Source organism: Neobacillus drentensis, assembly GCF_036965425.1.
GTDB classification, from domain to species: domain Bacteria; phylum Bacillota; class Bacilli; order Bacillales; family Cytobacillaceae; genus Neobacillus; species Neobacillus drentensis_F.
The window spans coordinates 98,541-122,307 of sequence record NZ_JBALPP010000042.1 but is presented as its reverse complement, the minus strand read 5'-3'; the positions used below and the strand labels follow the sequence as shown (position 1 = coordinate 122,307).

General features: G+C 45.4%; 21 protein-coding genes. 1 reads left to right on the top strand and 20 read right to left on the bottom strand.

The window, feature by feature from the left end; all coding sequences use genetic code 11:
• Positions 1–118: 118 nt before the first annotated feature.
• The 11 genes from prmC to V7161_RS11850 all read right to left on the bottom strand — a co-directional run bounded on the left by prmC (position 119) and on the right by V7161_RS11850 (position 10,766).
• Positions 119–970 (bottom strand): peptide chain release factor N(5)-glutamine methyltransferase, encoded by an 852-nt coding sequence (gene prmC, locus V7161_RS11900; protein ID WP_335445359.1) that lies wholly within the window; start codon positions 968–970, stop codon positions 119–121.
• Entirely contained in the window at positions 963–2,036 is a 1,074-nt protein-coding gene (gene prfA, locus V7161_RS11895) for a peptide chain release factor 1 (protein WP_335445358.1), read from the bottom strand. Before prfA ends, prmC begins: the two co-directional genes overlap by 8 nt.
• A gap of 503 nt (positions 2,037–2,539) precedes the next feature.
• A complete protein-coding gene (locus tag V7161_RS11890) occupies positions 2,540–3,013 on the bottom strand; it encodes a hypothetical protein (RefSeq protein ID WP_335445357.1) in 474 nt (157 codons plus the stop codon).
• Between the two features lie 116 nt (positions 3,014–3,129).
• Entirely contained in the window at positions 3,130–3,741 is a 612-nt protein-coding gene (locus tag V7161_RS11885) for a thymidine kinase (protein WP_335445356.1), read from the bottom strand.
• A 126-nt stretch (positions 3,742–3,867) separates the two neighbouring features.
• Complete coding sequence (gene rpmE, locus V7161_RS11880) at positions 3,868–4,080, bottom strand: 50S ribosomal protein L31 (protein ID WP_149872389.1); 213 nt, start codon at positions 4,078–4,080, stop codon at positions 3,868–3,870.
• 213 nt (positions 4,081–4,293) lie between these two features.
• A complete protein-coding gene (rho, locus tag V7161_RS11875) occupies positions 4,294–5,559 on the bottom strand; it encodes a transcription termination factor Rho (RefSeq protein WP_335445355.1) in 1,266 nt (421 codons plus the stop codon).
• A 418-nt stretch (positions 5,560–5,977) separates the two neighbouring features.
• The gene (gene glpX, locus V7161_RS11870) at positions 5,978–6,940 is read right to left on the bottom strand and encodes a class II fructose-bisphosphatase (RefSeq protein WP_289987529.1); all 963 of its coding nucleotides are present in this window, start codon (positions 6,938–6,940) and stop codon (positions 5,978–5,980) included.
• 33 nt (positions 6,941–6,973) lie between these two features.
• Positions 6,974–8,263 carry a UDP-N-acetylglucosamine 1-carboxyvinyltransferase gene (locus tag V7161_RS11865; RefSeq protein WP_335445354.1) on the bottom strand — a complete coding sequence of 430 codons (1,290 nt, stop codon included), beginning with the start codon at positions 8,261–8,263 and terminating at the stop codon, positions 6,974–6,976.
• Positions 8,264–8,477: 214 nt separating this feature from the next.
• Positions 8,478–9,128, bottom strand: a complete 651-nt coding sequence (gene fsa, locus V7161_RS11860) for a fructose-6-phosphate aldolase (RefSeq protein WP_289987531.1) — start codon at positions 9,126–9,128, stop codon at positions 8,478–8,480.
• Positions 9,129–9,261: 133 nt separating this feature from the next.
• Entirely contained in the window at positions 9,262–10,119 is an 858-nt protein-coding gene (locus V7161_RS11855; protein WP_223594924.1) for a class II fructose-bisphosphate aldolase, read from the bottom strand.
• A 275-nt stretch (positions 10,120–10,394) separates the two neighbouring features.
• A complete protein-coding gene (locus V7161_RS11850) occupies positions 10,395–10,766 on the bottom strand; it encodes a response regulator (protein WP_223594925.1) in 372 nt (123 codons plus the stop codon).
• Between the two features lie 183 nt (positions 10,767–10,949).
• On the opposite strand from V7161_RS11850, the gene V7161_RS11845 reads away from it, so the two are divergent.
• On the top strand, positions 10,950–11,456 hold the full coding sequence (locus tag V7161_RS11845; RefSeq protein ID WP_335445353.1) for a DUF2529 domain-containing protein: 507 nt from the start codon (positions 10,950–10,952) through the stop codon (positions 11,454–11,456).
• A gap of 165 nt (positions 11,457–11,621) precedes the next feature.
• On the opposite strand, the gene V7161_RS11840 is transcribed toward V7161_RS11845, so the two are convergent.
• The 9 genes from V7161_RS11840 to V7161_RS11800 form a co-directional block, all read right to left on the bottom strand.
• Complete coding sequence (locus V7161_RS11840) at positions 11,622–13,217, bottom strand: CTP synthase (RefSeq protein ID WP_335445351.1); 1,596 nt, start codon at positions 13,215–13,217, stop codon at positions 11,622–11,624.
• Between the two features lie 367 nt (positions 13,218–13,584).
• Positions 13,585–14,169, bottom strand: a complete 585-nt coding sequence (rpoE, locus tag V7161_RS11835; RefSeq protein WP_335445350.1) for a DNA-directed RNA polymerase subunit delta — start codon at positions 14,167–14,169, stop codon at positions 13,585–13,587.
• A gap of 138 nt (positions 14,170–14,307) precedes the next feature.
• On the bottom strand, positions 14,308–14,469 hold the full coding sequence (locus V7161_RS11830; protein ID WP_335445348.1) for a hypothetical protein: 162 nt from the start codon (positions 14,467–14,469) through the stop codon (positions 14,308–14,310).
• A 129-nt stretch (positions 14,470–14,598) separates the two neighbouring features.
• Entirely contained in the window at positions 14,599–17,853 is a 3,255-nt protein-coding gene (gene icmF, locus V7161_RS11825) for a fused isobutyryl-CoA mutase/GTPase IcmF (protein ID WP_335445346.1), read from the bottom strand.
• Between the two features lie 25 nt (positions 17,854–17,878).
• On the bottom strand, positions 17,879–18,520 hold the full coding sequence (locus tag V7161_RS11820) for a TetR/AcrR family transcriptional regulator (protein WP_335445344.1): 642 nt from the start codon (positions 18,518–18,520) through the stop codon (positions 17,879–17,881).
• Between the two features lie 140 nt (positions 18,521–18,660).
• Positions 18,661–19,800, bottom strand: coding sequence for an acyl-CoA dehydrogenase (locus V7161_RS11815; RefSeq protein ID WP_335445342.1), 1,140 nt, complete (start codon positions 19,798–19,800; stop codon positions 18,661–18,663).
• 281 nt (positions 19,801–20,081) lie between these two features.
• Positions 20,082–21,212, bottom strand: coding sequence for an acyl-CoA dehydrogenase (locus V7161_RS11810; RefSeq protein WP_335445383.1), 1,131 nt, complete (start codon positions 21,210–21,212; stop codon positions 20,082–20,084).
• Positions 21,213–21,355: 143 nt separating this feature from the next.
• Positions 21,356–22,207, bottom strand: coding sequence for a 3-hydroxybutyryl-CoA dehydrogenase (locus tag V7161_RS11805; RefSeq protein ID WP_335445340.1), 852 nt, complete (start codon positions 22,205–22,207; stop codon positions 21,356–21,358).
• Positions 22,208–22,367: 160 nt separating this feature from the next.
• On the bottom strand, positions 22,368–23,555 hold the full coding sequence (locus V7161_RS11800; protein ID WP_335445338.1) for an acetyl-CoA C-acetyltransferase: 1,188 nt from the start codon (positions 23,553–23,555) through the stop codon (positions 22,368–22,370).
• Between the last annotated feature and the right edge of the window lie 212 nt (positions 23,556–23,767).

Genomic DNA, 23,767 nt, shown 5'->3' with positions numbered 1-23,767 from the left:
GTCAAGACTCTTTTTCCAAGCTCTCGGGCATTATGAACCTCTCTTATCGACTGTCAAGACTCTTTTTCCAACCTCTCGGGCTTTATGAAACCCACACTATAAAAATAGCCCCGGGAGATCACTTCCCGAAGCCAATTTCCGCAAACACCATCCGGTCCTTGCCGTTTATATCATTCACGATTTCAACCTTAACTTCCTTAAATGCCTTTTGAAAAAGCTCCGCTACCGCCTCGCCTTGACCGGCCCCAATTTCGAAACATACCAGCGCACGCGAAGCTAGCACTTCAGGCAGCTCGTGCATAAAGCGGCGGTAAAAATCAAGTCCGTCCTCGCCCGCAAACAAAGCCCGATGCGGTTCATGCTCAGTAACCACTTCCGACATCGTCACCATATCCCCCGTCGGAATATACGGCGGATTAGAAATAACAACATCAAACTCGCCGCCCATAAACGGCTTTAACAAATCTCCTTGGATAAATTCTACGTCGGCCTCAAGCCGGCTGGCATTTTCCCGCGCCACGATTAAGGATTCCTCCGCAATATCAGAAGCGAAAACCTTTAAAGCTGGCTGCTCCAGCTTCAGGCTGATGGCAATCGCACCGCTACCCGTACCGATATCCACTACCTTTTTTAAACCCAGCTTATTTATTCTCTTGAGCGTTTCGTAAACAAGTTCCTCTGTTTCCGGCCTTGGAATGAGAACCTCTTCATTGACAAGGAACGACCGGCCATAAAACTCCTCAGAGCCGATCATATACTGAACCGGTACACCGCGGACATGCTCGTGAACAGCTTCCTCAAAACGTAACAGCACAGCCGGATCTACCTCATCGCGCATATTGGCAAACAGCTTCGACCGCGACATTCCGGTAAAATACCGAAGCAATAACTCGCCCGCATTCTCATCCCGATTTGCTTTTTTTAAAAAAGAAGAAGCCCAATTAAGAGCTTCGAATACTTTTTTACTCATTTGCAGCCTCTTCCAGTCTTTTCGCTTGATCTTCCATAATCAAGGCATCGATGACTTCATCCAGCTTGCCTTCTAATATTTGGTCCAGCTTTTGGATTGTTAAACCAATGCGATGGTCCGTCACACGATTTTGTGGGAAGTTATAAGTACGAATCCGCTCGGAACGGTCGCCGGTACCAACCGCCGATTTACGCACTTGATCGTATTCTGCTTGTGCTTCCTGCTGGAATTTATCATAGACGCGCGCACGCAATACTTTCATCGCTTTGTCTTTGTTTTTATGCTGTGATTTTTCGTCCTGACAGGATACCACAATTCCTGTTGGAAGGTGAGTTAAACGAACCGCTGACATCGTTGTATTAACGGACTGTCCGCCGGCACCACTGGAAGCAAACGCATCAAAACGAATATCTTTATCGTGGATTTCAATCTCCACTTCTTCTGCTTCCGGCAAACAAACAACCGTTGCTGTTGAAGTATGAATGCGTCCGCCCGATTCTGTTTCTGGAACACGCTGAACACGATGCGCGCCATTTTCAAATTTCAATTTGGAGTAAGCACCCGTACCATTAATCATAAAGCTGATTTCTTTGTAGCCTCCAAGGCCAGTCGGACTGGCATCAATCAAATCAGTCTTCCAGCCCTGCGCTTCTGCATAACGGCTATACATCCGGTAAAGCGAACCAGCAAACAGCGCCGCCTCATCCCCGCCGGCTGCACCGCGGATTTCGAAGATAACGTTTTTGTCATCATTCGGGTCCTTCGGAATCAGAAGAATCTTCATTTTTGCTTCTAATTCTTCAATTTGGGCTTCAAGCTCACTAACTTCTTCCTTCACCATTTCACGCATATCGGCATCGAGCTTATCCTCAAGCATCGCCTTTGCGTCAGCAAGCTGTTCGCGAGCCTCTTTATATTGGCGGTATGTTTGCACAGTTTCTTGTATGTCAGATTGTTCTTTTGAAAATTCACGTAGTTTTTTTGAATCATTAATGATTTCCGGATCGCTTAAAAGTTCATTTAATCTTTCGTAGCGATCTTCAACGGATTGAAGACGATCAAACAAGTTATTCACCTCGAGTTTTAGTCCATAACATTCTAATTATAGTATAGGCGTTAAACTCCGTCAAAACCAATTTCTGCAGGGAATTTTTTTACAACAACTTTTTAAATTCCGTTAAAGTGACTGCATACTTCTTTTTACACAACTATCGCTGGCACTGACTGTACTTCAAAGTGACCGCCGACCTCTTTTTTCTCCTTCCACGGGCACTGTCAGCCTTTTACAGTGACCGTCAGACACTTTTTTCTCCCCTCGCAGGCACTGCCAGCCTTTCACAGTGACCGTCAGACACTTTTTTCTCCCTTCACGGGCATTGTCAGCCTTTCACAGTGACCGTCAGACACTTTTTTCTCTCTTCACGGGCACTGTCAGCCCTTCACTGTGACCGTCAGACACTTTTTTCTCCCTTCACGGGCATTGACACCGCCGACTACTTTTTTCATCGCTCCTAAGGACTAATTTAGAAAAACAAAAACAAAAAAACATGCCCTGGTAAACAGAGCATGTTATCTTCGGTCTTCCTTCACTCGAACTTCAATATTGTAACGGGGCAGGGCCCGCATTAGTTTGCGGTGGAGGCGTGCTTCGGCATCCATTCTTTCCCTGTCGGAGAGCATGCCTTTTTTATAAACAGAAACCCACATCCGGTCGCCATTCATCCAAACGGAGTCGGTGACAAACTCGTCTGTTGCCGCAATAACCTTTTTCGCCTTGTCGACATCGCTGCCCTGATTTTCACCATCATATTCTCCGCGATCTCCCGACCTATTCAGATTAAGGAAGTTAGGATTTTGATCGGCAATATCATTTTCCGCCACGTCCCGTTCGCCCCCATTATTGCGGTTGGACATAAAATTAGGTGACGTTCGGTCTTTCCGCAAATCATATGCGGTATCTTTTTCGTCTGCCGCACGATTGCCTTGACATCCAGTTACCAATAACAACATGATTAACGAGAGAAACATCCACGTTTTCCGCATAAAACACCTCCCATTACTATCATGCCCGGCAGCTTGCAGAACAGAACGAGAGAAATCTTTCCAAGTACACAAAAAACTGCCCAGGAATTACGTCCTAGACAGTTATGTATCAAACATTAAACTTCCTGCTCAACCGCCCCGCGGTATGATGCTGTTTTTGGCACTTCATGGTGATGACGGCAGCGAGGCTCGTACGCTTCGGACGCGCCAACCATAATGACCGGGTCATGATACGAAGCAGGGCGTCCATCAATCAGACGCTGCGTCCGGCTCGATGGTGAACCGCATACCGTACAAACAGCCTGCAGCTTCGTTACCGTTTCAGCAATCGCCATCAACGCCGGCATTTGCCCAAACGGCTCGCCGCGGAAATCCATATCAAGACCGGCACATACGACGCGATGGCCGCTGTCAGCCAGCTGCTGCACAACCCTTAAAATACCTTCATCAAAAAACTGAACCTCATCAATCGCGATTATATCCATATCCGCTTCAACATGATGCAGAATCTCAATCGAATGGGAAATTGGCTTCGCATGAAAAGAAGAGCCATTATGGGAAACGACAGACTGTTCACTGTAGCGATTATCAATCTTCGGCTTAAACACAGCTATTTTTTGTTTGGCAAATTGAGCCCGCCGAACACGGCGAATCAATTCCTCCGACTTTCCAGAAAACATACTGCCACAGATAACCTCAACCCATCCGCTTTGCTTCATTAAATACATAAACGGCGTCTCCTTCCTCTAAACGAACCCTGATAAACGATCAAATTTATGTTAAAAATATCATTAAAAGTCAAATAAAAAAACAGGCAAGTAAGTTTTCCCACTCGCCTGTTGTCTTTGCAATAATTATTGTTGTTGCTGCTTAAGGCCGTATTTTTTGTTGAAACGGTCAACACGTCCGCCAGCTTCAGCGAATTTTTGGCGACCAGTATAGAATGGATGACATTCTGAACAAGTTTCAACGCGAATTTCTTTCTTAACAGAACCAGTTTCAAATGTATTACCACATGCACATGTCACCGTTACTGTTTTATAATTTGGATGAATTCCTGCTTTCATTCTTTTCATCTCCTTCCGCCCTGAATCTTTCGAAACAGAGTTATATAAATGCCTGTCTTAAAAACAAGCATGAAATACTAAAAACACACTGAACCCATTATAACAAGGGTAACCTACTTTTGCAAGTTGGGATTTTTTTGAAAAGGACTTCTTTATTTTTTTGAAAAAGGAACTCAAGCCTGTGACTAAACCAGGCCGGCCCTTCTATTCTATTTAGGAACGACGTGACTTTAGTTCCTCATTAAGCTGTGCAAAGAACTCTTCGTTTGACTTCGTCTGTCTTAATTTTTTCAAGAAGCGTTCTGCAAAATCCGGTGAATCGGACATTGACTTACGAATCGCCCATAATTTATCAAGATGATCTTTTGGAATAAGCAATTCTTCCTTACGCGTTCCGGAACGGCGGATATCAAGCGCAGGGAAAATACGGCGCTCCGCAAGACTGCGGTCAAGATGCAGCTCCATATTGCCTGTCCCTTTAAATTCCTCATAAATAACATCATCCATACGTGACCCGGTATCCACAAGTGCCGTAGCCAAAATAGTCAAGCTGCCGCCCTCTTCAATATTACGGGCAGCCCCGAAGAAACGCTTCGGACGGTGGAACGCAGCTGGGTCAATACCTCCGGAAAGTGTACGCCCGCTTGGGGGAATGACAAGGTTATAGGCACGCGCTAAACGCGTGATACTGTCCATCAAAATGACAACATCGCGTTTATGCTCGACCAAACGCATTGCACGGTCCAGCACAAGCTCAGCGACTTTAATATGATTTTCCGGCACTTCATCAAACGTTGAGCTGACGACATCACCAGCTACAGAACGCTCAATATCGGTAACCTCTTCCGGACGCTCGTCGATTAAAAGTACGATTAATTCAACATCCGGATGGTTTGTCGTAATGCTGTTGGCGATTTCCTTTAACAGCATCGTTTTACCGGCTTTAGGAGGAGCGACAATCAGACCGCGCTGTCCAAAACCAACCGGAGCGACTAAATCCATGATTCTGGTGGAAAGATGCTTTGGCGTTGTTTCCAGTTTCATTTGACGGTTCGGATACAACGGCGTCAAGGCCGGGAAGTAGACGCGTTCTTTTGCTGATTCAGGATCTTCACCATTTACCGCTTCTACGTGAAGCAAACCGTAATAACGTTCATTTTCCTTAGGAGGACGAACTTTACCGGACACTTTGTCCCCGTTGCGCAGATCGAAACGGCGGATTTGCGAGGCGGAAATATAAATATCTTCTGAACTTGGCGAATAGTTAATCGGACGCAGGAAGCCAAAGCCTTCTGACTGAATGATTTCCAAGACGCCTTCCATAAAGAAATAGCCCTGCTGCTCGGCACGGGATTTTAAAATCGCAAAAATTAATTCTTTTTTTGTTAATTTGCTGTAATAGGTCACTTTATATTCGCGCGCAAGCTCATAAAGCTCCTTCAGCTTCATGTTTTCTAAACTTGAAATAGTTAAGTCCATTAGTACACCACACTTTTAAATTTTCCCTTCGAATCCGCTCTTTCTTTTTGTAAAAGATGGTCAATAGGTAATTAAGAGATTAGAGGAATTGAAATAGAAGTAGAATTGAAATGAATAGATTTGCAGAAAAATATGCAAGACAAAAAACAATATCTATTTTACCCCCTGAGCAAAAAAATAATCAACTAGATTTTCTTTTATCTGATGTTGGAAATTTTTTCTGAAAGGAATCCCTCTTGGAGATATTGGAGTTTGGGAGACCAACCGCTGGCTGGTCTCCCCTTTTTCTATCTAATGTCCAGCTACAGCGCCTAGGGGCTCGGGGTCATAAGCCAATCCGACAAGAAGGTTAAAAAACAACCTTCTCGCCGGCTCGTCTAGACTCACGCCCCTAGTCAAGGCGCTTCCGCTTTTCTAATTATTTGATTACTAAATTCGGTTTTTTATTCAAGCTGTGACGGCCTTCGATGAAGCGGACCGTGCCGGATTTAGCACGCATGACAATCGAGTGTGTCGAGGCATGTGATCCTTTGAATTGAACGCCGCGCAATAATTCACCGTCAGTTACACCAGTTGCGGTAAAAATAGCGTCATCGCCCTTTACAAGATCCTCCATACGAAGTACGCGGTTTACATCTAAGCCCATTTTGATGCAACGCTCAAGCTCGGCATCATTTTGCGGCAGAAGTTTTCCCATGATTTCGCCGCCGAGACATTTCAGCGCAACCGCCGAAATAACTCCCTCTGGCGCACCGCCAGAGCCAAACAGAATATCGACACCGGTATCGTCGAATGCCGTATTGATGGCACCAGCGACGTCACCATCGTTGATCAGCTTAATCCGGGCGCCTGCTTCACGAAGCTGGGCGATAATATGCTCGTGGCGCGGACGGTTCAATACGGTTGCCACGACATCTTGGATATCTTTGTTTTTCGCTCTGGCCACGGCCTTCAGGTTGTCCAAAACAGACGCATTGATATCAATTTGGCCAACGGCTTCAGGACCGACGGCGATTTTTTCCATGTACATATCTGGAGCATGAAGAAGGTTCCCATGATCGGCTACTGCTAAAACGGCCAAAGCATTCCAGCCGCCAGACGCTAAAATATTGGTGCCTTCAAGCGGGTCAACGGCAACATCTACACGCGGTCCATAGCCGGTGCCAAGCTTTTCGCCGATATAAAGCATAGGTGCTTCATCCATTTCCCCTTCACCAATTACAACGGTACCTTTCATTGGAACGGTATCGAATACATCGCGCATCGCCGATGTAGCAGCACCGTCAGCTTCATCCTTTTTTCCGCGGCCCATCCAGCGTGCAGAGGCCAGCGCCGCTCCTTCTGTGACGCGGACAAGTTCCATCGTTAAGCTTCTTTCCATGAATTCCATCCCCCGTTTTCTTCTGTCTTTAGATTAAGTGTTTTTCAACTGCTCGACTTCTTCTTTCGTTAAAGCTTCACGCCACACCGTCGCACCGAGGCCATTTAATTTTTCAACTAGATTGCTGTAGCCGCGGTCGATGTGTTCAAGGCCAGTTACTTCGGTAATCCCTTCTGCCATGAGGCCCGCGATAAAGAGAGCCGCTCCGGCACGAAGATCGCTCGCCTTCACTTTTGCCCCTTGAAGCTGGACAGGACCATTAATGATTGCCGAACGGCCCTCCACTTTGATATTGGCGTTCATTCTTCTAAGTTCATCAATATGTTTAAAGCGGGCACCATAAATCGTATCGGTGACGACGCTTGAACCGGTTGCTTTTGTTAAAAGAGTTGTAAATGGCTGCTGCAGGTCGGTTGGAAAGCCGGGATAAACAAGCGTTTTGATATCTACAGCCTTCAATTTCGCCGCTCCGCCGTCGACAAACACCTGGTCGTCGCCTGATTCAATATAGACGCCCATTTCACGCAGCTTAGCAATTAATGATTCCAAATGCTGCGGGATGACATTGTCGATGAGGACTCCTTCCCCAACGGCAGCTCCCAAAATCATATAGGTCCCTGCTTCAATCCGGTCAGGAATTATCGTATGACGGCAGCCGTGCAGCGTGTCCACGCCATCAATCCGAATCACGTCTGTTCCGGCCCCTTTAATCTTCGCGCCCATGTTCGTTAAAAGTGTAGCGACATCAATAATTTCCGGCTCTTTCGCCGCATTTTCAATGATTGTCCGTCCTTTTGCCCGAACGGCAGCAAGCATGATATTGATGGTCGCACCCACACTGACGACATCGAGATAAATCCGTGCACCTCGAAGCTCGTCCGCACGCAAATAAATCGCCCCTTGTTCGTTGGTGATTTGCGCGCCAAGTGCTTCGAAGCCTTTAATATGCTGATCAATCGGTCTTGGCCCTAAATGGCAGCCGCCTGGTAAACCAATGACGGCTTTTTTAAAGCGGCCGAGCATCGCCCCCATTAAATAATAGGACGCGCGCAGTTTTTTTACTTTTCCGTTTGGCAGCGGCATAGAAATCATCGTCGATGGGTCAACCGTCATTTCATCGTTCGTTATTTCAACTTTGCCGCCTATTTCTTCGAGCAAATCCTTTAAGATTTCCACGTCCGAAATCTCCGGCAATCCTTCGATTGTCACTGGTGATTCTGCTAAAATGGTGGCAGGAATTAAGGCAACGGCACTATTTTTAGCTCCGCTGATGCGAACCGTTCCCTTCAGCGGATATCCGCCTGCAATTTTAAGTTTTTCCATTTTCGACTCCCTTCTAAGCCATGCCTTATTCCGAATGCGCTTACAGCCGTTTGTAAAAAAACGCCTTGATGTTGACGCAAGGCTCTAGGTATATTTTTCCAACATAAAAAGTCAAATTCCGACAGTTTGTCTATCTTATAGTTTACACTAAAATTTTATTTTCATGTATCCATATTAAAAAAATTTGTACGAAAATGGAAAAACTGCAGATTGGTTAGGCGTTGTTGCGGGCATTCCAGTCTTTTAGGAAGCCTTCAATCCCTTTATCTGTTAACGGATGATGGAACAAGCTGATTAGAACTTTATAAGGAATTGTCGCAATATCTGCGCCTCTTAATGCTGCTTCTGTTACATGGATTGGGTTACGGATAGAGGCAGCAATGATTTGAGTTTCAAGGCCATGAACAGCAAAAATATCAGCAACCTGTGAAATGAGCTCTAAACCATTTTGGCCGATATCATCCAATCTGCCAAGGAACGGAGAAACATAAGTAGCACCTGCTCTTGCAGCAAGCAATGCTTGGTTCGCATTAAAAATCAAGGTTACGTTAACGGTGACTCCCTTTTTTGAAAAATGATTACATGCTTTTAATCCATCTGGAGTCATTGGAACTTTAATCGTAATATTTGGGGCAATGGCAGCTAGTTCTTCTCCTTCTCTAATCATGCCTTCAGCATCAAGAGAGATAACTTCCGCACTGACTGAACCAGGAACAAGCGCCGCAATTTCTTTAATACGGTCATGGAAAGAAACGTCTTTTTCTCTTGCAACTAGTGATGGATTCGTTGTTACACCTGATAATAACCCTAATTCATGCACTTCACGGATTTCTTCTAAATTCGCTGTATCGATAAAAAACTTCATGATTTTCCCTCCAAATTTCGACTAAATTTTCAGTTTACGTTTAACACACTGAAACCGCCCTTTAGATAAGGGCGGTTTTCATTTTATCACAATTGCGGCAAACTACAAAAACGTCCATAGAAGGCGTCTTGTATTACGCTCTGCCTGAAGAACCGAATTCGCGCATTTTGCCAGAAACCGTTTCTTTAATGGCATCGCGAGCTGGTCCTAAATATTTACGTGGATCATATTCATTTGGTTTAGCTGCCAATACTTCGCGAACAACTTTCGCAGATGCGATTTGGTTTTCAGTATTAACATTGATTTTCGCTGTTCCTAAAGAAATGGACTTTTGGATATCAGCTGTTGGGATTCCTGTTCCACCATGAAGAACAAGCGGAAGACCAGTAGCTTGACCGATTTCTTCCATTTCCTTGTAACCAAGCTTAGGTTCGCCTTTGTAAGGGCCGTGTACGGAACCTAGTGCTGGTGCAAGGCAGTCGATGCCTGTACGAGTTACTAGCTCTTTACACTCTGCAGGATCTGCATAGATAACGCCGTCAGCAACCACATCGTCCTCTTGCCCGCCAACTGTTCCTAATTCTGCTTCAACTGAAACACCTTTTGAATGAGCGTATTCTACTACTTTTGAAGTCGTAGCGACATTCTCTTCAAATGGGTGGTGTGAAGCATCGATCATAACAGATGTGAAGCCTGCATCGATCGCTTCTTTACATTTTTCAAAGCTTGAACCGTGGTCAAGGTGAATCGCAACTGGAACGGTAACGTTTAAATCTTCCATTAAGCCCTCTACCATTTTTACAACGGTTTTGAAGCCGGACATATAACGGGCTGCCCCTTCAGACACACCAAGAATAACCGGTGATTTTTCTGCTTCAGCAGCTTGAAGAATCGCTTGGGTAAACTCTAAGTTATTAAGGTTAAATTGCCCCACCGCGTAGCCTTCCGCCTTCGCTTTGTTAAGCATTTCTGTCATGGAAACTAAAGGCATTTCTATTCCTCCTTAAATTGGGTCGATATCTTTTCATATAAATGTTTTCCCTAATTGAAGTGAATATGTATCCATCTGAAAAGATAGCAACCGGTCAAAAGTTCATATGTATCATATCAGAATAAAAGTAGAAATGCCATTAATCTAACAGTGTTTTTAAAAGTGTCATAATGAAAGCGTGGTCATTTTCCTATTTCCACCTTTTGTATGAAAAAAAGGCATTTTCTCTGCCTTTTTGTCTTTTTGATTCTCGTTATTTTTTTAAAAAAATGACTTTAGTTTGCCTTTTGTGGAATGTGCTTTCGTACTGCAGCACGGATATCGTCAATATCAAATGGTTTAGCAAAATGAGTGATGGCCCCAAGGTCTTTTGCTTCTTGAATCATATCCAATTCTCCGTAGGCGGTCATGATGATCACACGGATGTCTGGGTCGATGACTTTCATTCGCTTCAAGATTTCGATTCCGTCCATGCCCGGGATTTTCATATCCAAAAGGACAAGATCAGGGTCGTGTTTTGTTACAATATCAAGTGCCTGAACGCCGTTAGCCGCCTGGAATGTTTGATACCCTTCTTTTTGGAACACCTCATTTAGCAAAATCCGAATACCAAATTGATCGTCAACGATTAAAATTTTCTCTTTCATACTTCCACCTCTTCCCGATTTGATAGATTCTCAATTTTTAGTTAGTAAATTCCACCTAAACACTCACTTGTTATAGTTCTACATTTTAAGGCAAAATTCCTGCAAAAATTTTGCCTAGAATAATGTTATTTTGTGGAATTTTTAAAAAAAGTCTATAATAAGGGTGCGATAAGGAGGATTATCATGTTAAAAATGTTTGCTACTCAATTAACTGGGTTATTTAAAAGACTTGAGGAAAAAGAAGAATTTGCGTTTGAGGATGGCGCCCGCTTGCTTGCTCAGGGGCAGTCCATTTTTATTTTTGGCACGAAAGAAATGAAAGCTGTGGAGTTTGAGGCATTAGAAGGAGCGGAGCCGCTTAAGGGGGCACAAGGCTTAACCAATGTAGAGAAAGTTAGTGAAGCCGACCGGGTGCTGATTTTCACGAGGCAGTCCGATGATGAAGCCGCAATGGAGCTCGCTCGCCAGCTACAAGAAAAAGGCATCCCTTTTGTTGCGGTATCGACGGTCGTTGTTGGGGGCGGTTTGGCTGAATTGGCCGATGTCCATATTGATTTGCGGCTGACAAAAGGCCTACTTCCTGATGATTTAGGAAATCGGTACGGATATCCTTCGGCGATTGCCGCTTTGTTCGTGTATCATGGCTTAAAGTTCACGATTGATGAGATTTTGGCGGAATATGAGGAATAAAACGGCCTTGATTGTGGCCGTTTTTTTGTTTTGTCTATTTTTTGGGTGGGTTTGTCTATGTTTTTCGGTCGTTTGTCTATTTTTTCGCAGGGTTTGTCTATTTAGACATTTTTTACCAAAAACAAGACCAGTCCTCCATAACGAGAACTGGCCCTTTCAAAAAACCTACTTCTGAATTGTTGCTTTAATAAAGTCACGGAACAACGGCTGTGGACGGGTTGGTCTTGAGACGAACTCCGGATGGAACTGGGATGCCACGAACCATGGGTGGTCAGTCAGCTCGATGATTTCCACCAAACGGCCGTCTGGGCTTGTCCCAGAGAACACTAAGCCTGCTGCTTCCATTTCTTGACGGTAGTGATTGTTGAATTCATAACGGTGGCGGTGGCGCTCATAAATTACCTTTTCATCATAAGCAGCTAACGCCTTCGTGCCTTCTACCAAGCGTGCAGGATATAGACCCAAGCGCAAGGTACCGCCTAAATCCTCCACATCCTTCTGCTCTGGAAGCAGGTCGATGATTGGGTGAGCTGTTTCCGGAACAAATTCCGCGGAATGAGCATCACTAAGCCCAAGAACGTTGCGGGCAAATTCAATCGTTGCCAGCTGCATACCTAAGCAAATACCCAAGAATGGCTTCTTCTGCTCACGCGCATAGCGAGTCGCTTCGATTTTTCCTTCAATACCGCGATCACCGAAACCGCCAGGTACAAGGACACCATCGACATCACCCAAAAGCTCGGCAACATTCTCGCGGGTAACCTCTTCAGAGTTAATCCATTTAATTTCAACATCGGTATCAAAAGCATAGCCTGCGTGCTTCATCGCTTCAACTACGGAAATGTAAGCATCCTGCAGCTCAACATATTTTCCGACAAGTCCGATGCGCGTTTTACCGGATAGATTCAGAACTCGGTCCACTAGTGCCTTCCACTCGGTCATTTCCGCTTCTGGAGTTGCCAATTTCAAGTGGTCACAGACAATTTGGTCCATATTTTGCTCTTGAAGAGCCAGTGGAATCGAATAAAGCGTGTCTGCGTCACGGCATTCAATCACTGCTTTTGCATCGATATCACAGAACAAGGCAAGTTTATCCTTCATGTCCTGGGAAACTGGCAGTTCCGTACGAACGACGATAATATTTGGCTGAATTCCAAGGCTGCGAAGCTCTTTGACGCTGTGCTGGGTTGGTTTTGTTTTCATTTCACCAGCTGCCTTGATAAACGGAATCAATGTACAGTGGATGTACATTACGTTTTCTGAGCCAATATCACTCTTGATTTGGCGAATCGCTTCTAAAAATGGCAGTGATTCAATATCGCCCACTGTTCCGCCGATTTCCGTGATGACCACATCTGCATTCGTTTCGTTGCCGGCACGGAAGCAGCGCTCCTTGATTTCATTCGTAATATGAGGAATAACCTGTACGGTTGCTCCCAAATACTCACCGCGGCGCTCTTTGCGTAAAACCGATGAATAGATTTTACCAGTCGTTACGTTAGAATACTTGTTTAAATTAATGTCAATAAAGCGCTCATAGTGGCCTAAGTCCAAATCAGTTTCGGCACCGTCATCGGTAACGAACACTTCACCATGTTGATAAGGACTCATCGTTCCTGGGTCGACGTTAATGTATGGGTCAAATTTTTGAATCGTTACATTTAACCCTCGATTTTTCAGCAAGCGCCCTAAGGATGCTGCGGTAATTCCCTTTCCAAGTGATGAAACGACACCACCCGTTACAAAAATATATTTTGTCATTAAATATTCCCCCTCGTATACAGTTTGTACATTATTCGGTTTGTTAATGGGAGTTTTGCAAAAAATTTTCAAACGAAAAAACTCCGTTCAAGTGGAGTTTTTGCGCAGAAAAGCGGAAGCGCCTTGATTAGGGGCGACAAGCATAAGACGAGCCGGCGGGAAGGTTGCTTTTTAACCTTCTCGACGGATTGGCTGTAGACCATCGAGCCCCTAGGCGCTGCAGCTGGACAAAAATAAAAAGCGCTCCGCTTACGCAATGGTAAGGGAGCGCATTGTAGGTAAATAATGTATCGTCCTTTTTTAAGGAGCCCAAAAAAGATAATACAAGGGCATGGATGAAAAGTCAAGCTGAATAACCGGGTAAAAATTACAAGTCTTCGTCTTCTTCGTCTATGTCTGCCTCTTCATCTTCATCATCATCAAGGTCGTCATCGAGATCATCTTCTTCGTCAAGATCGAACTCTTCGTCGTCCTCAATCACTTCTTCATCATCATCGTCAAACTCGTCGACTTCATCAAGTTCATCGAAGGCATCGTCATCATCATCAAGGAGATCATCTTCGTCGTCAAAATCATCAACGTCATCGTAATCTTCATCCTCAATTTCATCGAAATCGTCAAGATCCTCTTCATCGACGACTTTCTTGGCCTTTTTCTTCTTCGGCTTCACTGTGTTCACAACTTCTTCTTCCGCTGTATCTACCGGATACCAAACGCGAAGTCCCCAGCGATTGTCGCCTAATGCAAGGAAACGGCCATCTATATTCATGTCAGTATAAAATTGTGCCAGCCGCGCGCGAACTTCTGCTTCAGAAAGCTCGGCAGCCTGTGTAATTTCATTGACCAATTCATTGAAGGAGATTGGTTGCTTGCTATTTTTTAAAAATTCGTAAGCCATTTCTATGAGGGATAACTCTTGTAATTCCTCTTTTGAGTATTGTGCTAAACTCAATATTGGCACTTCCTTTCTCTATTTAACACTCTAAAAAGAGTGATAAGGGCATTTCTCCCAGTTTGCATATTCTTCATTATAAACAAATTCTTACCGTTTATGCTAGTTCTAGCTGACCAATCCCTTGATTTTTTCCTGCTAGTCGTCCTTTTTGTTGAATTTTTTTAATTCTTTAATCGAAATAACAAGAAAGAAGATCGCTAAAAGCAGGAATGAGACGGCACCTAACTGGCGCTCATACAGATAATATAATGGCCAGGCAAAAATGATTAAAACAATGATCATCGTACGTAGCTTCATATCTTCACACCTGCCATGATCCTCGAAGTTTGTCCACTAGTTTGATTATATAAGATAATTCTTTTTTGTAAAACAACGGTGTCAGGCACCATGTGAAAATTTCACATGGTGCCTGACACTCAACATTCCTTACATATTTCTTCGGTACTGCCCGCCGACTTCGTAAAGGGCGCGGGTAATTTGGCCGAGACTTGCTACTTTGACGGTTTCCATCAGTTCGGCAAAAATGTTGCCATTATTGACTGCCGCTTCCTTCAGGCGTTTTAGTGCCGCTGCTGCTTCGCTTTTGTGGCTTTCCTGGAACGTGCGCAAATTATGAATCTGCAGCTCTTTTTCCTCAGTTGTAGCACGGGCCAATTCCATATTGTTAACGTCTTCCTCGGACGGAGGATTCGGATTTAAATACGTATTGACGCCAATAATTGGCAGTTCACCGGTATGCTTTTTCATTTCATAATACATCGATTCATCTTGAATCTTGCCGCGCTGGTACTGGGTCTCCATCGAACCAAGCACACCGCCGCGATCATTCAGACGTTCAAACTCTTGTAAAACGGCTTCTTCGACAAGTTCCGTAAGCTCTTCCACAATGAACGCACCCTGAAGCGGATTTTCATTTTTCGTTAAGCCGTGCTCGTTTGTAATGATCATTTGAATCGCCATCGCCCGGCGAACTGATTCCTCGGTTGGCGTTGTAATCGCCTCATCATAAGCATTGGTATGAAGCGAATTACAGTTATCATGTAAGGCCATTAATGCCTGCAAAGTGGTGCGGATATCATTAAAATCGATTTCCTGAGCATGCAGCGAGCGGCCGGATGTCTGAACATGGTACTTCAGCTTTTGGCTCCGTTCGTTTGCACCATACTTATCTCGCATCACCGTTGCCCAAATACGGCGGGCCACACGGCCAATAACGGTATATTCCGGATCTAATCCATTACTGAAAAAGAATGATAAGTTCGGCGCAAAGTCATCAATCTTCATGCCGCGGCTTAAATAGTACTCGACATAAGTGAAGCCATTTGACAGCGTGAATGCCAATTGTGAAATCGGATTCGCTCCCGCTTCAGCAATGTGATAGCCGGAAATGGAAACAGAATAGTAGTTGCGGACCTGATGGTCAATGAAATATTGCTGGATATCCCCCATCATTCTTAGGGCAAACTCTGTTGAAAAAATACAAGTGTTCTGTCCTTGGTCTTCTTTTAAAATATCAGCCTGCACCGTACCACGGACAGTCCGTAATGTATAGGCACGGACTTCGGCGAATTCTTCCACCGTCAGCACGCGGCCCAACTCCGCTTCTTTCTGCTTTACCTGCTGATCTATTGCTGTATTCATGAACATCGCTAAAATAATCGGCGCCGGTCCATTGATTGTCATCGAGACCGAAGTCGATGGGTGGCAAAGATCAAAGCCGTCATAAAGCTTTTTCATGTCGTCTAGCGTACAAACGCTGACGCCGCTTTCGCCGACTTTCCCGTATATATCAGGACGGTAGTCTGGGTCTTCGCCATACAAAGTAACTGAATCAAATGCCGTACTTAAGCGTTTCGCTTCGTCGTCCTTCGATAAATAGTGGAAACGGCGGTTCGTTCTTTCCGGTGTACCTTCGCCAGCAAACTGGCGTTTTGGATCTTCCCCTTCACGCTTGAATGGGAAAACACCTGCTGTATATGGGAAGGAACCCGGTACATTTTCCTGGTAAACCCAGCGGAGAATTTCGCCGTAATCCTTGAATTTAGGCAGCGCCACTTTTGGAATATCAAGCCCTGATAAGCTCTTTGTTTTTAAAATCGTAATGATCTCTTTATCGCGGATTCTAGTGACAAATTTATCTCCGGAATACGCTTTTTTCGTATCTTCCCAGCTGTCTAAGATTTTCTTCGATTCCGGGGTTAATTTCGCTTCTGTTTCTGCTTTGACTGCCTCGAGTGCCGCAATTACGCTTGGCTCATGAACCGCTTCAATCGCACCCTCAAGCTGGAATAATTTACGGGCAATATTGGCCTGCTCTTCGGCCTTCTTATGATAGCCGCGCACTGTTTCTGAAATTTCACGTAAATAGTAGCGGCGGTCCGTTGGAATAATCACGTTTTGCTTTTCCACAACGGCATTTTTATTAAAAGAAGTCACCCAATCAGTGTCCATTTTTTCGTTAATTTTTTCAATTAACGCTGCAAACAAAGCATTTGTACCATGGTCATTGAACTGACTGGCAATCGTTCCGTATACCGGCATTTCCGACGGGTCTTTTTCAAACAGCATATGGCTGCGCTGGTATTGCTTTTGCACTTGGCGCTTTGCGTCCTCTGAACCCTTACGCTCGAATTTATTGATGACGATCAGGTCGGCGAAGTCGATCATATCGATTTTTTCCAGCTGAGACGGTGCCCCGAATTCTGAAGTCATGATATAAAGCGATACATCACAGATTTCGGTGATTTCGGCATCCCCCTGTCCGATCCCGCTTGTTTCCACGATGACAAGGTCAAAGCCCGCCGCCTTTGTTACGGCAACAGCATCTTTAATCGCGAGTGACAGCTCGTTTTTCGAATGTCTTGTCGCAAGGCTGCGCATATATACATTTGGTGAAAAAATCGCATTCATGCGGATGCGGTCACCAAGAAGCGCACCGCCTGTTTTTTGCTTTGTTGGGTCAACCGAAAGGATCGCGACTTTTTTATCAGGCAGCTCGTTGATAAAACGGCGGATCAATTCGTCGGTTAACGAACTTTTTCCAGCACCGCCCGTCCCAGTGATCCCAACCACTGGAATTCCCTTCTCAAGGGACTTTACCTGCTCGAGCACTTTTTCAGCTGTTGCTGCTGCTTCGTTCCTTTTATCAACATGAAGCTCTGCCACAGTTATTAGCTTGGCAATTGCATTAACATCCCCTGAAGGAAGTTTTTCGATTTGCTCGCTGATATCGTCTGTAACCGTTGAAAAATCACAATCCTCAATCATCCGGTCAATCATACCCTGAAGGCCGAGGGTGCGGCCGTCTTCCGGTGAGAATATCCAGGCAATTCCGTACTCATGGAGCTCATTTATTTCCCGAGGGATAATCACGCCGCCTCCGCCGCCGTAAATCCGGATATGCGGTGCGCCTTTTTCTTTTAATAAGTCATACATGTATTTAAAATATTCGACATGTCCGCCTTGATAGGATGAAATCGCGATTCCTTGGGCGTCCTCTTGAATCGCAGCGTTCACAACCTCCTCGACGGAGCGGTTATGGCCAAGGTGGATGACCTCGGCCCCGCTTGACTGAAGGATTCGACGCATAATATTGATGGAAGCATCGTGGCCGTCAAACAGACTGGACGCTGTGACAAAGCGGATATGATGCTTCGGCTGGTATTTACTCGTAGTTTTCACGCTTGGGTTCCCCCTTTTTTTAAAATTATCCCTTTTTTTGCGGCAGGAATTGGCGCAGTCCTGACAGTAATTGCTCGGTTTGCAGTTCGATATATTCGTCTAAAGTAAATAATTTTCGTAATGCCCAGCGGCGGAAGCCCCACATTTGTCCTTGAACAAAAATATTATGGGCAATGATTTTTACCTGCTGTTCAGTTAACTCAAGCTCCCCGTTCTCGATACAGCGGGAAAGCAAGTTTTCAAACATGGCCACCATGGCTTCTTCTTTTTTCAACACATATGGAAGCGCGTCTTTTGACAGCGATTTGACTTCCTGATACATGACGAGCACTTCGGACTGCATTTCATCCATTACATGGAAAAAGTTCGCAATGCCGAGCTTTAAGCTCTCCAATGTCCCTTTTTTGACAGACAAGTCCTGCTCGAGGCGCTCGCTGACATGGTCATAGATGCTGTCGCAGACGAGATAAAGCACGTCTTCCTTTGTGCGGATATATTCATAAAGCGTCCCAATGCTAAAGCCGGCCGCTTTGGCAATTTCCCTTGTCGTTGTCCGGTGAAACCCCTTTTGTTTAAAAAGTGCAACGGCCCCTTTGATCATTTGGTCACGCCTCTTTTGAACGAGGCGCTCATCCTTGACCGAGGCCTGAACCTCCCGCTTTTTCATCACTTTTTACCACCTTGTCTAGCTCCAGCGCCTAGGGGCTCGGGGTCATAAGCCAATCCGTCAAGAAGGTTAAAGAGCAACCTTCTCGCCGGCTCGTCTTATGCCTGTCGCCCCTTGTCAAGGCGCTTCCGCTTTTCTGTTTACTTAGTGATCATTCTAGAAATAACGAGGCGCTGAATTTCCTGTGTGCCTTCGTAGATTTGTGTGATTTTTGCATCGCGCATAAATCTTTCAACAGGATAATCCTTTGTATAACCGTAGCCGCCAAATACTTGGACTGCTTCCGTCGTTACCTTCATCGCCGTGTCGCCGGCAAGTAGCTTCGACATCGCCGACTCTTTTCCGTACGGAAGTCCATTAGACTCCAGCCATGCTGCTTGATAGGTTAATAGTCTTGATGCTTCGATGCCTGTTGCCATATCAGCAAGCTTGAAGCTGATACCTTGGTTGGCCGCGATTGGCTTGCCGAACTGGTGGCGTTCTTTGGCATAGTCGACAGCAGCGTCTAGAGCGCCTTGGGCAATTCCCACTGCTTGCGCTGCGATGCCGTTACGTCCGCCATCAAGCGTCATCATCGCAATTTTGAAGCCTTCGCCCTCTTCGCCAAGACGGTTGGCAACTGGAACACGGCAATCTTCAAAAATAATTTCCGTTGTCGGTGATGAACGGATGCCTAGTTTCTTTTCTTTTTTCCCTACTGAGAAGCCTGGGAAATCTTTTTCCACGATAAATGCAGTTGTACCTTTTTGTCTGCTCGATGGATCGGTTAAAGCAAAAACAACATAGATATCCGCAATGCCGCCGTTAGTGATGAAAATTTTGGAGCCGTTTAGGACATAATGATCGCCTTCAAGACGTGCCGTCGTTCTCATGCCGCCTGCATCGGAACCGCTGCCTGGCTCTGTTAAGCCGTAAGCGCCGATCTTGCTTCCCTCTGCCATTGGACGCAGATAGGTTTGCTTTTGTTCTTCGTTGCCGAATTTGTAAATCGGCCAGCCTGCAAGTGAAGTGTGAGCAGAAAGAGTTACACCTATTGAGGCATCAACGCGGGAAAGCTCTTCTACTGCGATGCAGTATGCTAAGTAATCGCTGCCGATTCCGCCGTACTCTTCCGGCCACGGAATGCCTGTTAAGCCAAGCTCTGCCATTTTGTCAAAAATCTCACGATCAAAGCGTTCGTCCTCATCACGTTCTGCAGCGGTAGGCGCCACCTCGTTGCGCGCGAAATCACGAACCATTTTACGAATCATTTCATGTTCTTCGGATAGTTTGAAGTTCATTTTTGGAATCCTCCTTTAAACTTTCTACAAATTTTAGTGGGTATTCTACAAAAATCAGTTTGGAATCTACAATTTTTGGTGTGCATTCTACAAAATTCAGTTTGGAATCTACAATTTTGAGACCACATTCTACATTCCGAGAAAATTACTACCTATTTTTCGGAACTTATGACCTATTTTCAGCAGCTTACTACCTATTTTTTGGAATTTACAACCTCTTTTCAGCTACTTACTACTTTTTTTCAGAAGTTATCGACATTTGCTGGTTACTTTTGTAAGCCCTACAGATTCTTACTAATCACAATCCGCTGGATCTCACTCGTACCCTCATAAATCTCCGTAATTTTCGCATCACGGAAATACCGTTCAACTGGATAATCCTCAGTGTAACCGTAGCCGCCGAAAACCTGGATGGCTTCGGTTGCAACCTCTACCGCAGTCCGAGATGCATAAAGCTTCGCCATCGAAGCTTCCAAACCGCACTTCACACCGCGCGCACGCAAATCGGTCGCACGATAGACTAATAGTTTCGCAGCCTCCACACTAGTGGCCATATCGGCTAGCTTAAAACCAATCCCCTGCTGGGCAGCAATCGGTTTGCCGAACTGCTGGCGGTCCTTCGCATAGACGGTTGCGGCTGACAGTGCGGCCTCAGCGATTCCAAGTGCCTGAGCGGCAATCCCAATGCGGCCGACGTCGAGGTTGGCCATCGCGATTTTAAAGCCGTCGCCTTCCGTACCAAGAATGTTCTCTACCGGAACCCTCATATCCTCGAACGTCAGCTGGACTGTTCTGGAGCCGTGCAAGCCCATTTTCTTTTCATCCTTGCCGATCACGAGACCAGGCGTCCCCTTTTCCACAATAAACGCTGAGATTCCTCTGCTGCCTAGCTCCGGATTTGTTTTGGCAAACACAATATAGACATCGGCTTCGCCGCCATTTGTGATAAACACCTTCGAGCCGTTAATCACATAATGATCGCCGCTACGAACCGCGCGCGATTTCAAGCTGGCAGCATCCGATCCAGAGCTCGGTTCCGTTAAGCAAAATGCCCCAAGATACTCGCCGGACGCCATCTTTGGCAAATACTTCTGTTTCTGTTCCTCGGTTCCGAAATAAAGGATCGGGTTAGTACCGACGGAGGTATGAACGGAAAGGATGACGCCGATGGTGGCGCTTACCTTGGATAGCTCATTAATGGCGATGATATAGGAAGTAAAATCCATCTCAGCGCCGCCGTATTTTTCCGGAACCGGAATTCCCATCAGGCCCAGTTCCCCCATCTTGCGAAGAACTTCGCGCGGAAACTCGCCCTTTTCCATTTTTTCAATAAACGGAGCAATTTCGTTTTCGGCAAAATCGCGGACCATTTTTCGCATCATTTCTTGTTCTTCTGTGAATGTTAGATTCATGCTGATTTCTCCTTTTGGAGAATCTAAAGTAGCAGTATTCATCATCAAGCATCCCCTTTTTCGAAAAATAGAATGGAACTGGGCTTAAATTATTTTTTATATGTTATTCGTTCGTGTAAAAACTGCGGTACGATTCCCCTACTCTATTCGTATGTGTAAAACCCTCGGCCGGTTTTCTTGCCGAGCCAGCCTGCTTTTACATATTTGCGAAGAAGTGGACATGGACGGTATTTGTCGTCGCCAAGGCCCTCTTGAAGCGTTTCCATAATGTATAGGCATGTATCTAAGCCAATAAAATCAGCCAACGTTAGAGGTCCCATCGGGTGATTCATGCCGAGCTTCATTACTTCGTCGATCGCTTCCTTCGTTGCAACGCCCTCGTACAAGGCATAAATTGCTTCATTGATCATTGGCAAAAGGATGCGGTTGGAGATAAAACCTGGGAAGTCATTCACTTCCACCGGCACCTTGCCGAGTGTTTTCGTCATATCTTCAATCACTTGGTATACTTCATCTGCTGTCGCTAAGCCGCGAATTATTTCAACCAGCTTCATCACCGGCACCGGATTCATGAAATGCATGCCGATAATCTTTTCGGGACGATTGGTTGCCGCGGCAATTTCCGTAATCGGCAGCGATGAAGTGTTGCTCGCTAAAATCACATGTGCCGGAGCAATTTCATCCAGCTGCGCGAAAATCTTCGTCTTAATGTCCATGTTTTCAACCGCTGCTTCAATAACAAGATCCACTTCGGCTGCATCATGAAGGTCAGTTGAGGCTGTGAGCCTTGCCAGCACTTCTTGCTTTTGCTCGTCTGTCATCCGTCCTTTGTCTACGTTGCGAGATAGATTTTTGTTGATGACTCCTAAGCCGCGTTCAACAAATTCAGATTTAAGGTCATTTAATACGACATTGTAGCCTGCCTGGGCGCATACTTGAGCGATCCCAGAGCCCATTTGTCCTGCTCCGATTACCATTACTTTAGAAACCTTCATGTTTTCCCCTCCAAATGGGGGCCGCAGCCCCTTATTTTTATATCCAAATATGGTTTTGTCTATTTTTTTCGGTGTTTTGTCTATTTTTTAATAGGTTTTGTCTATTTATAAAGCCTCATTGTCCATTTAGACAATTTTTGGAAAAATCTACCCTATAAATTTAGCTCTTAGGAACCTCAATCATCACCGCATCGCCCTGGCCGCCGCCGGAGCAAATTGCTGCAATCCCGATTCCGCCGCCGCGGCGCTTCAATTCATGCATCAACGTGATGATAATGCGCGCTCCACTTGCCCCAATTGGATGTCCAAGGGCGACCGCACCGCCGTTAACATTGACCTTTTCCGGATCAAGGCCGGCAATTTGGCTGCTCGCTAATGCGACCGCCGCAAAGGCTTCATTGATTTCAAACAAGTCAATTTCTTCTAGGCTCCGGCCTGTTTTTCGTAAAATTTCATTGATGACAAGACCAGGTGTCTGCGGGAAGTCCTTTGCTTCCACAGCAATCGCCGCATGCCCCAAAATAACTGCTTCCGCTGTACGGCCTTCGCGTGCAGCGCGCTCTTCACTCATCAGCACGAGGGCAGCCGCACCGTCATTGACGCCAGGCGCATTTCCCGCTGTAATCGTACCCGTTGAATTAAACGCTGGAGCAAGCTTGGAAAGGCGGACAAGAGATGTATCTTTACGTGGCGCTTCATCATGCTCAACCAAAACCTGAGCCCCTTTTCGCTGCGGCACTTCCACCTTAACGATTTCTTCAGCAAATTTTCCGCTTTCAATCGCGGCAACTGCCCGTGCATGGCTTCTCAATGCCCATTCATCCTGTGCCTCTCGGGAGATCTCCATCTCTGCTGCTGTCGAATTTCCGTATGTGCCCATGTGAACACCAGTAAAGCTGCAGCTCAAACCATCATGAATCATTAAATCATTTACGGCAGCGTCGCCCATGCGCAGTCCCCATCTTGCTTTTGGTAGAATGTACGGCGCATTGCTCATCGATTCCATGCCGCCTGCAACAATGACTTCCTCATCGCCAGCGCGGATGATTTGGTCTGCCAAAGTCACGCTCCGCATTCCGGAAGCGCAAACCTTATTAATCGTTTCTGTTTTCACTTCCCACGGCAATCCGGCATGTCTTGCCGCCTGACGAGATGGAATTTGCCCCTGTCCTCCTTGTAAAACCGTTCCAAGGATGACTTCCTGAACCTCTTCAGCTTTCACATCGGCCCGCACTAAAGCTTCCTTTACCGCGATTCCTCCCAGCTCTGATGCCGTGAAGCCGCTCAAGGATCCTGCGAATTTGCCAAAAGGCGTTCTAACTCCGCTTAAAATAACCGTTTTCCCCATTCAAAACACTCTCCCTTTTATGTTTATTAAATACCCCTTCAACAAAGTGACTGAACGCTCGCTCGATAACAAACTAAAAAATTAACGCATCAATGCGTTTATTAAAAAAAGGAAATGTAAGCGTTTTACTCTATATTCTATTTTACATAAAAAAGAGTAGAAGTTGAAATATTTTTACGCAAAATTCCTAAAATTTTATGAATTCACGAAAA

Bases quoted from the DNA above. Each gene is read 5' to 3' on its own strand.
- prmC (WP_335445359.1), bottom strand. From the start codon at position 970: ATGAGTAAAAAAGTATTCGAAGCTCTTAATTGGGCTTCTTCTTTTTTA.
- V7161_RS11890 (WP_335445357.1), bottom strand. From the start codon at position 3,013: ATGCGGAAAACGTGGATGTTTCTCTCGTTAATCATGTTGTTATTGGTA.
- V7161_RS11885 (WP_335445356.1), bottom strand. From the start codon at position 3,741: ATGTATTTAATGAAGCAAAGCGGATGGGTTGAGGTTATCTGTGGCAGT.
- rpmE (WP_149872389.1), bottom strand. From the start codon at position 4,080: ATGAAAGCAGGAATTCATCCAAATTATAAAACAGTAACGGTGACATGT.
- rho (WP_335445355.1), bottom strand. From the start codon at position 5,559: ATGGACTTAACTATTTCAAGTTTAGAAAACATGAAGCTGAAGGAGCTT.
- glpX (WP_289987529.1), bottom strand. From the start codon at position 6,940: ATGGAAAGAAGCTTAACGATGGAACTTGTCCGCGTCACAGAAGGAGCG.
- V7161_RS11865 (WP_335445354.1), bottom strand. From the start codon at position 8,263: ATGGAAAAACTTAAAATTGCAGGCGGATATCCGCTGAAGGGAACGGTT.
- fsa (WP_289987531.1), bottom strand. From the start codon at position 9,128: ATGAAGTTTTTTATCGATACAGCGAATTTAGAAGAAATCCGTGAAGTG.
- V7161_RS11855 (WP_223594924.1), bottom strand. From the start codon at position 10,119: ATGCCTTTAGTTTCCATGACAGAAATGCTTAACAAAGCGAAGGCGGAA.
- V7161_RS11850 (WP_223594925.1), bottom strand. From the start codon at position 10,766: ATGAAAGAGAAAATTTTAATCGTTGACGATCAATTTGGTATTCGGATT.
- V7161_RS11845 (WP_335445353.1), top strand. From the start codon at position 10,950: ATGTTAAAAATGTTTGCTACTCAATTAACTGGGTTATTTAAAAGACTT.
- V7161_RS11840 (WP_335445351.1), bottom strand. From the start codon at position 13,217: ATGACAAAATATATTTTTGTAACGGGTGGTGTCGTTTCATCACTTGGA.
- V7161_RS11830 (WP_335445348.1), bottom strand. From the start codon at position 14,469: ATGAAGCTACGTACGATGATCATTGTTTTAATCATTTTTGCCTGGCCA.
- V7161_RS11820 (WP_335445344.1), bottom strand. From the start codon at position 18,520: ATGAAAAAGCGGGAGGTTCAGGCCTCGGTCAAGGATGAGCGCCTCGTT.
- V7161_RS11815 (WP_335445342.1), bottom strand. From the start codon at position 19,800: ATGAACTTCAAACTATCCGAAGAACATGAAATGATTCGTAAAATGGTT.
- V7161_RS11810 (WP_335445383.1), bottom strand. From the start codon at position 21,212: ATGAATCTAACATTCACAGAAGAACAAGAAATGATGCGAAAAATGGTC.
- V7161_RS11805 (WP_335445340.1), bottom strand. From the start codon at position 22,207: ATGAAGGTTTCTAAAGTAATGGTAATCGGAGCAGGACAAATGGGCTCT.
- V7161_RS11800 (WP_335445338.1), bottom strand. From the start codon at position 23,555: ATGGGGAAAACGGTTATTTTAAGCGGAGTTAGAACGCCTTTTGGCAAA.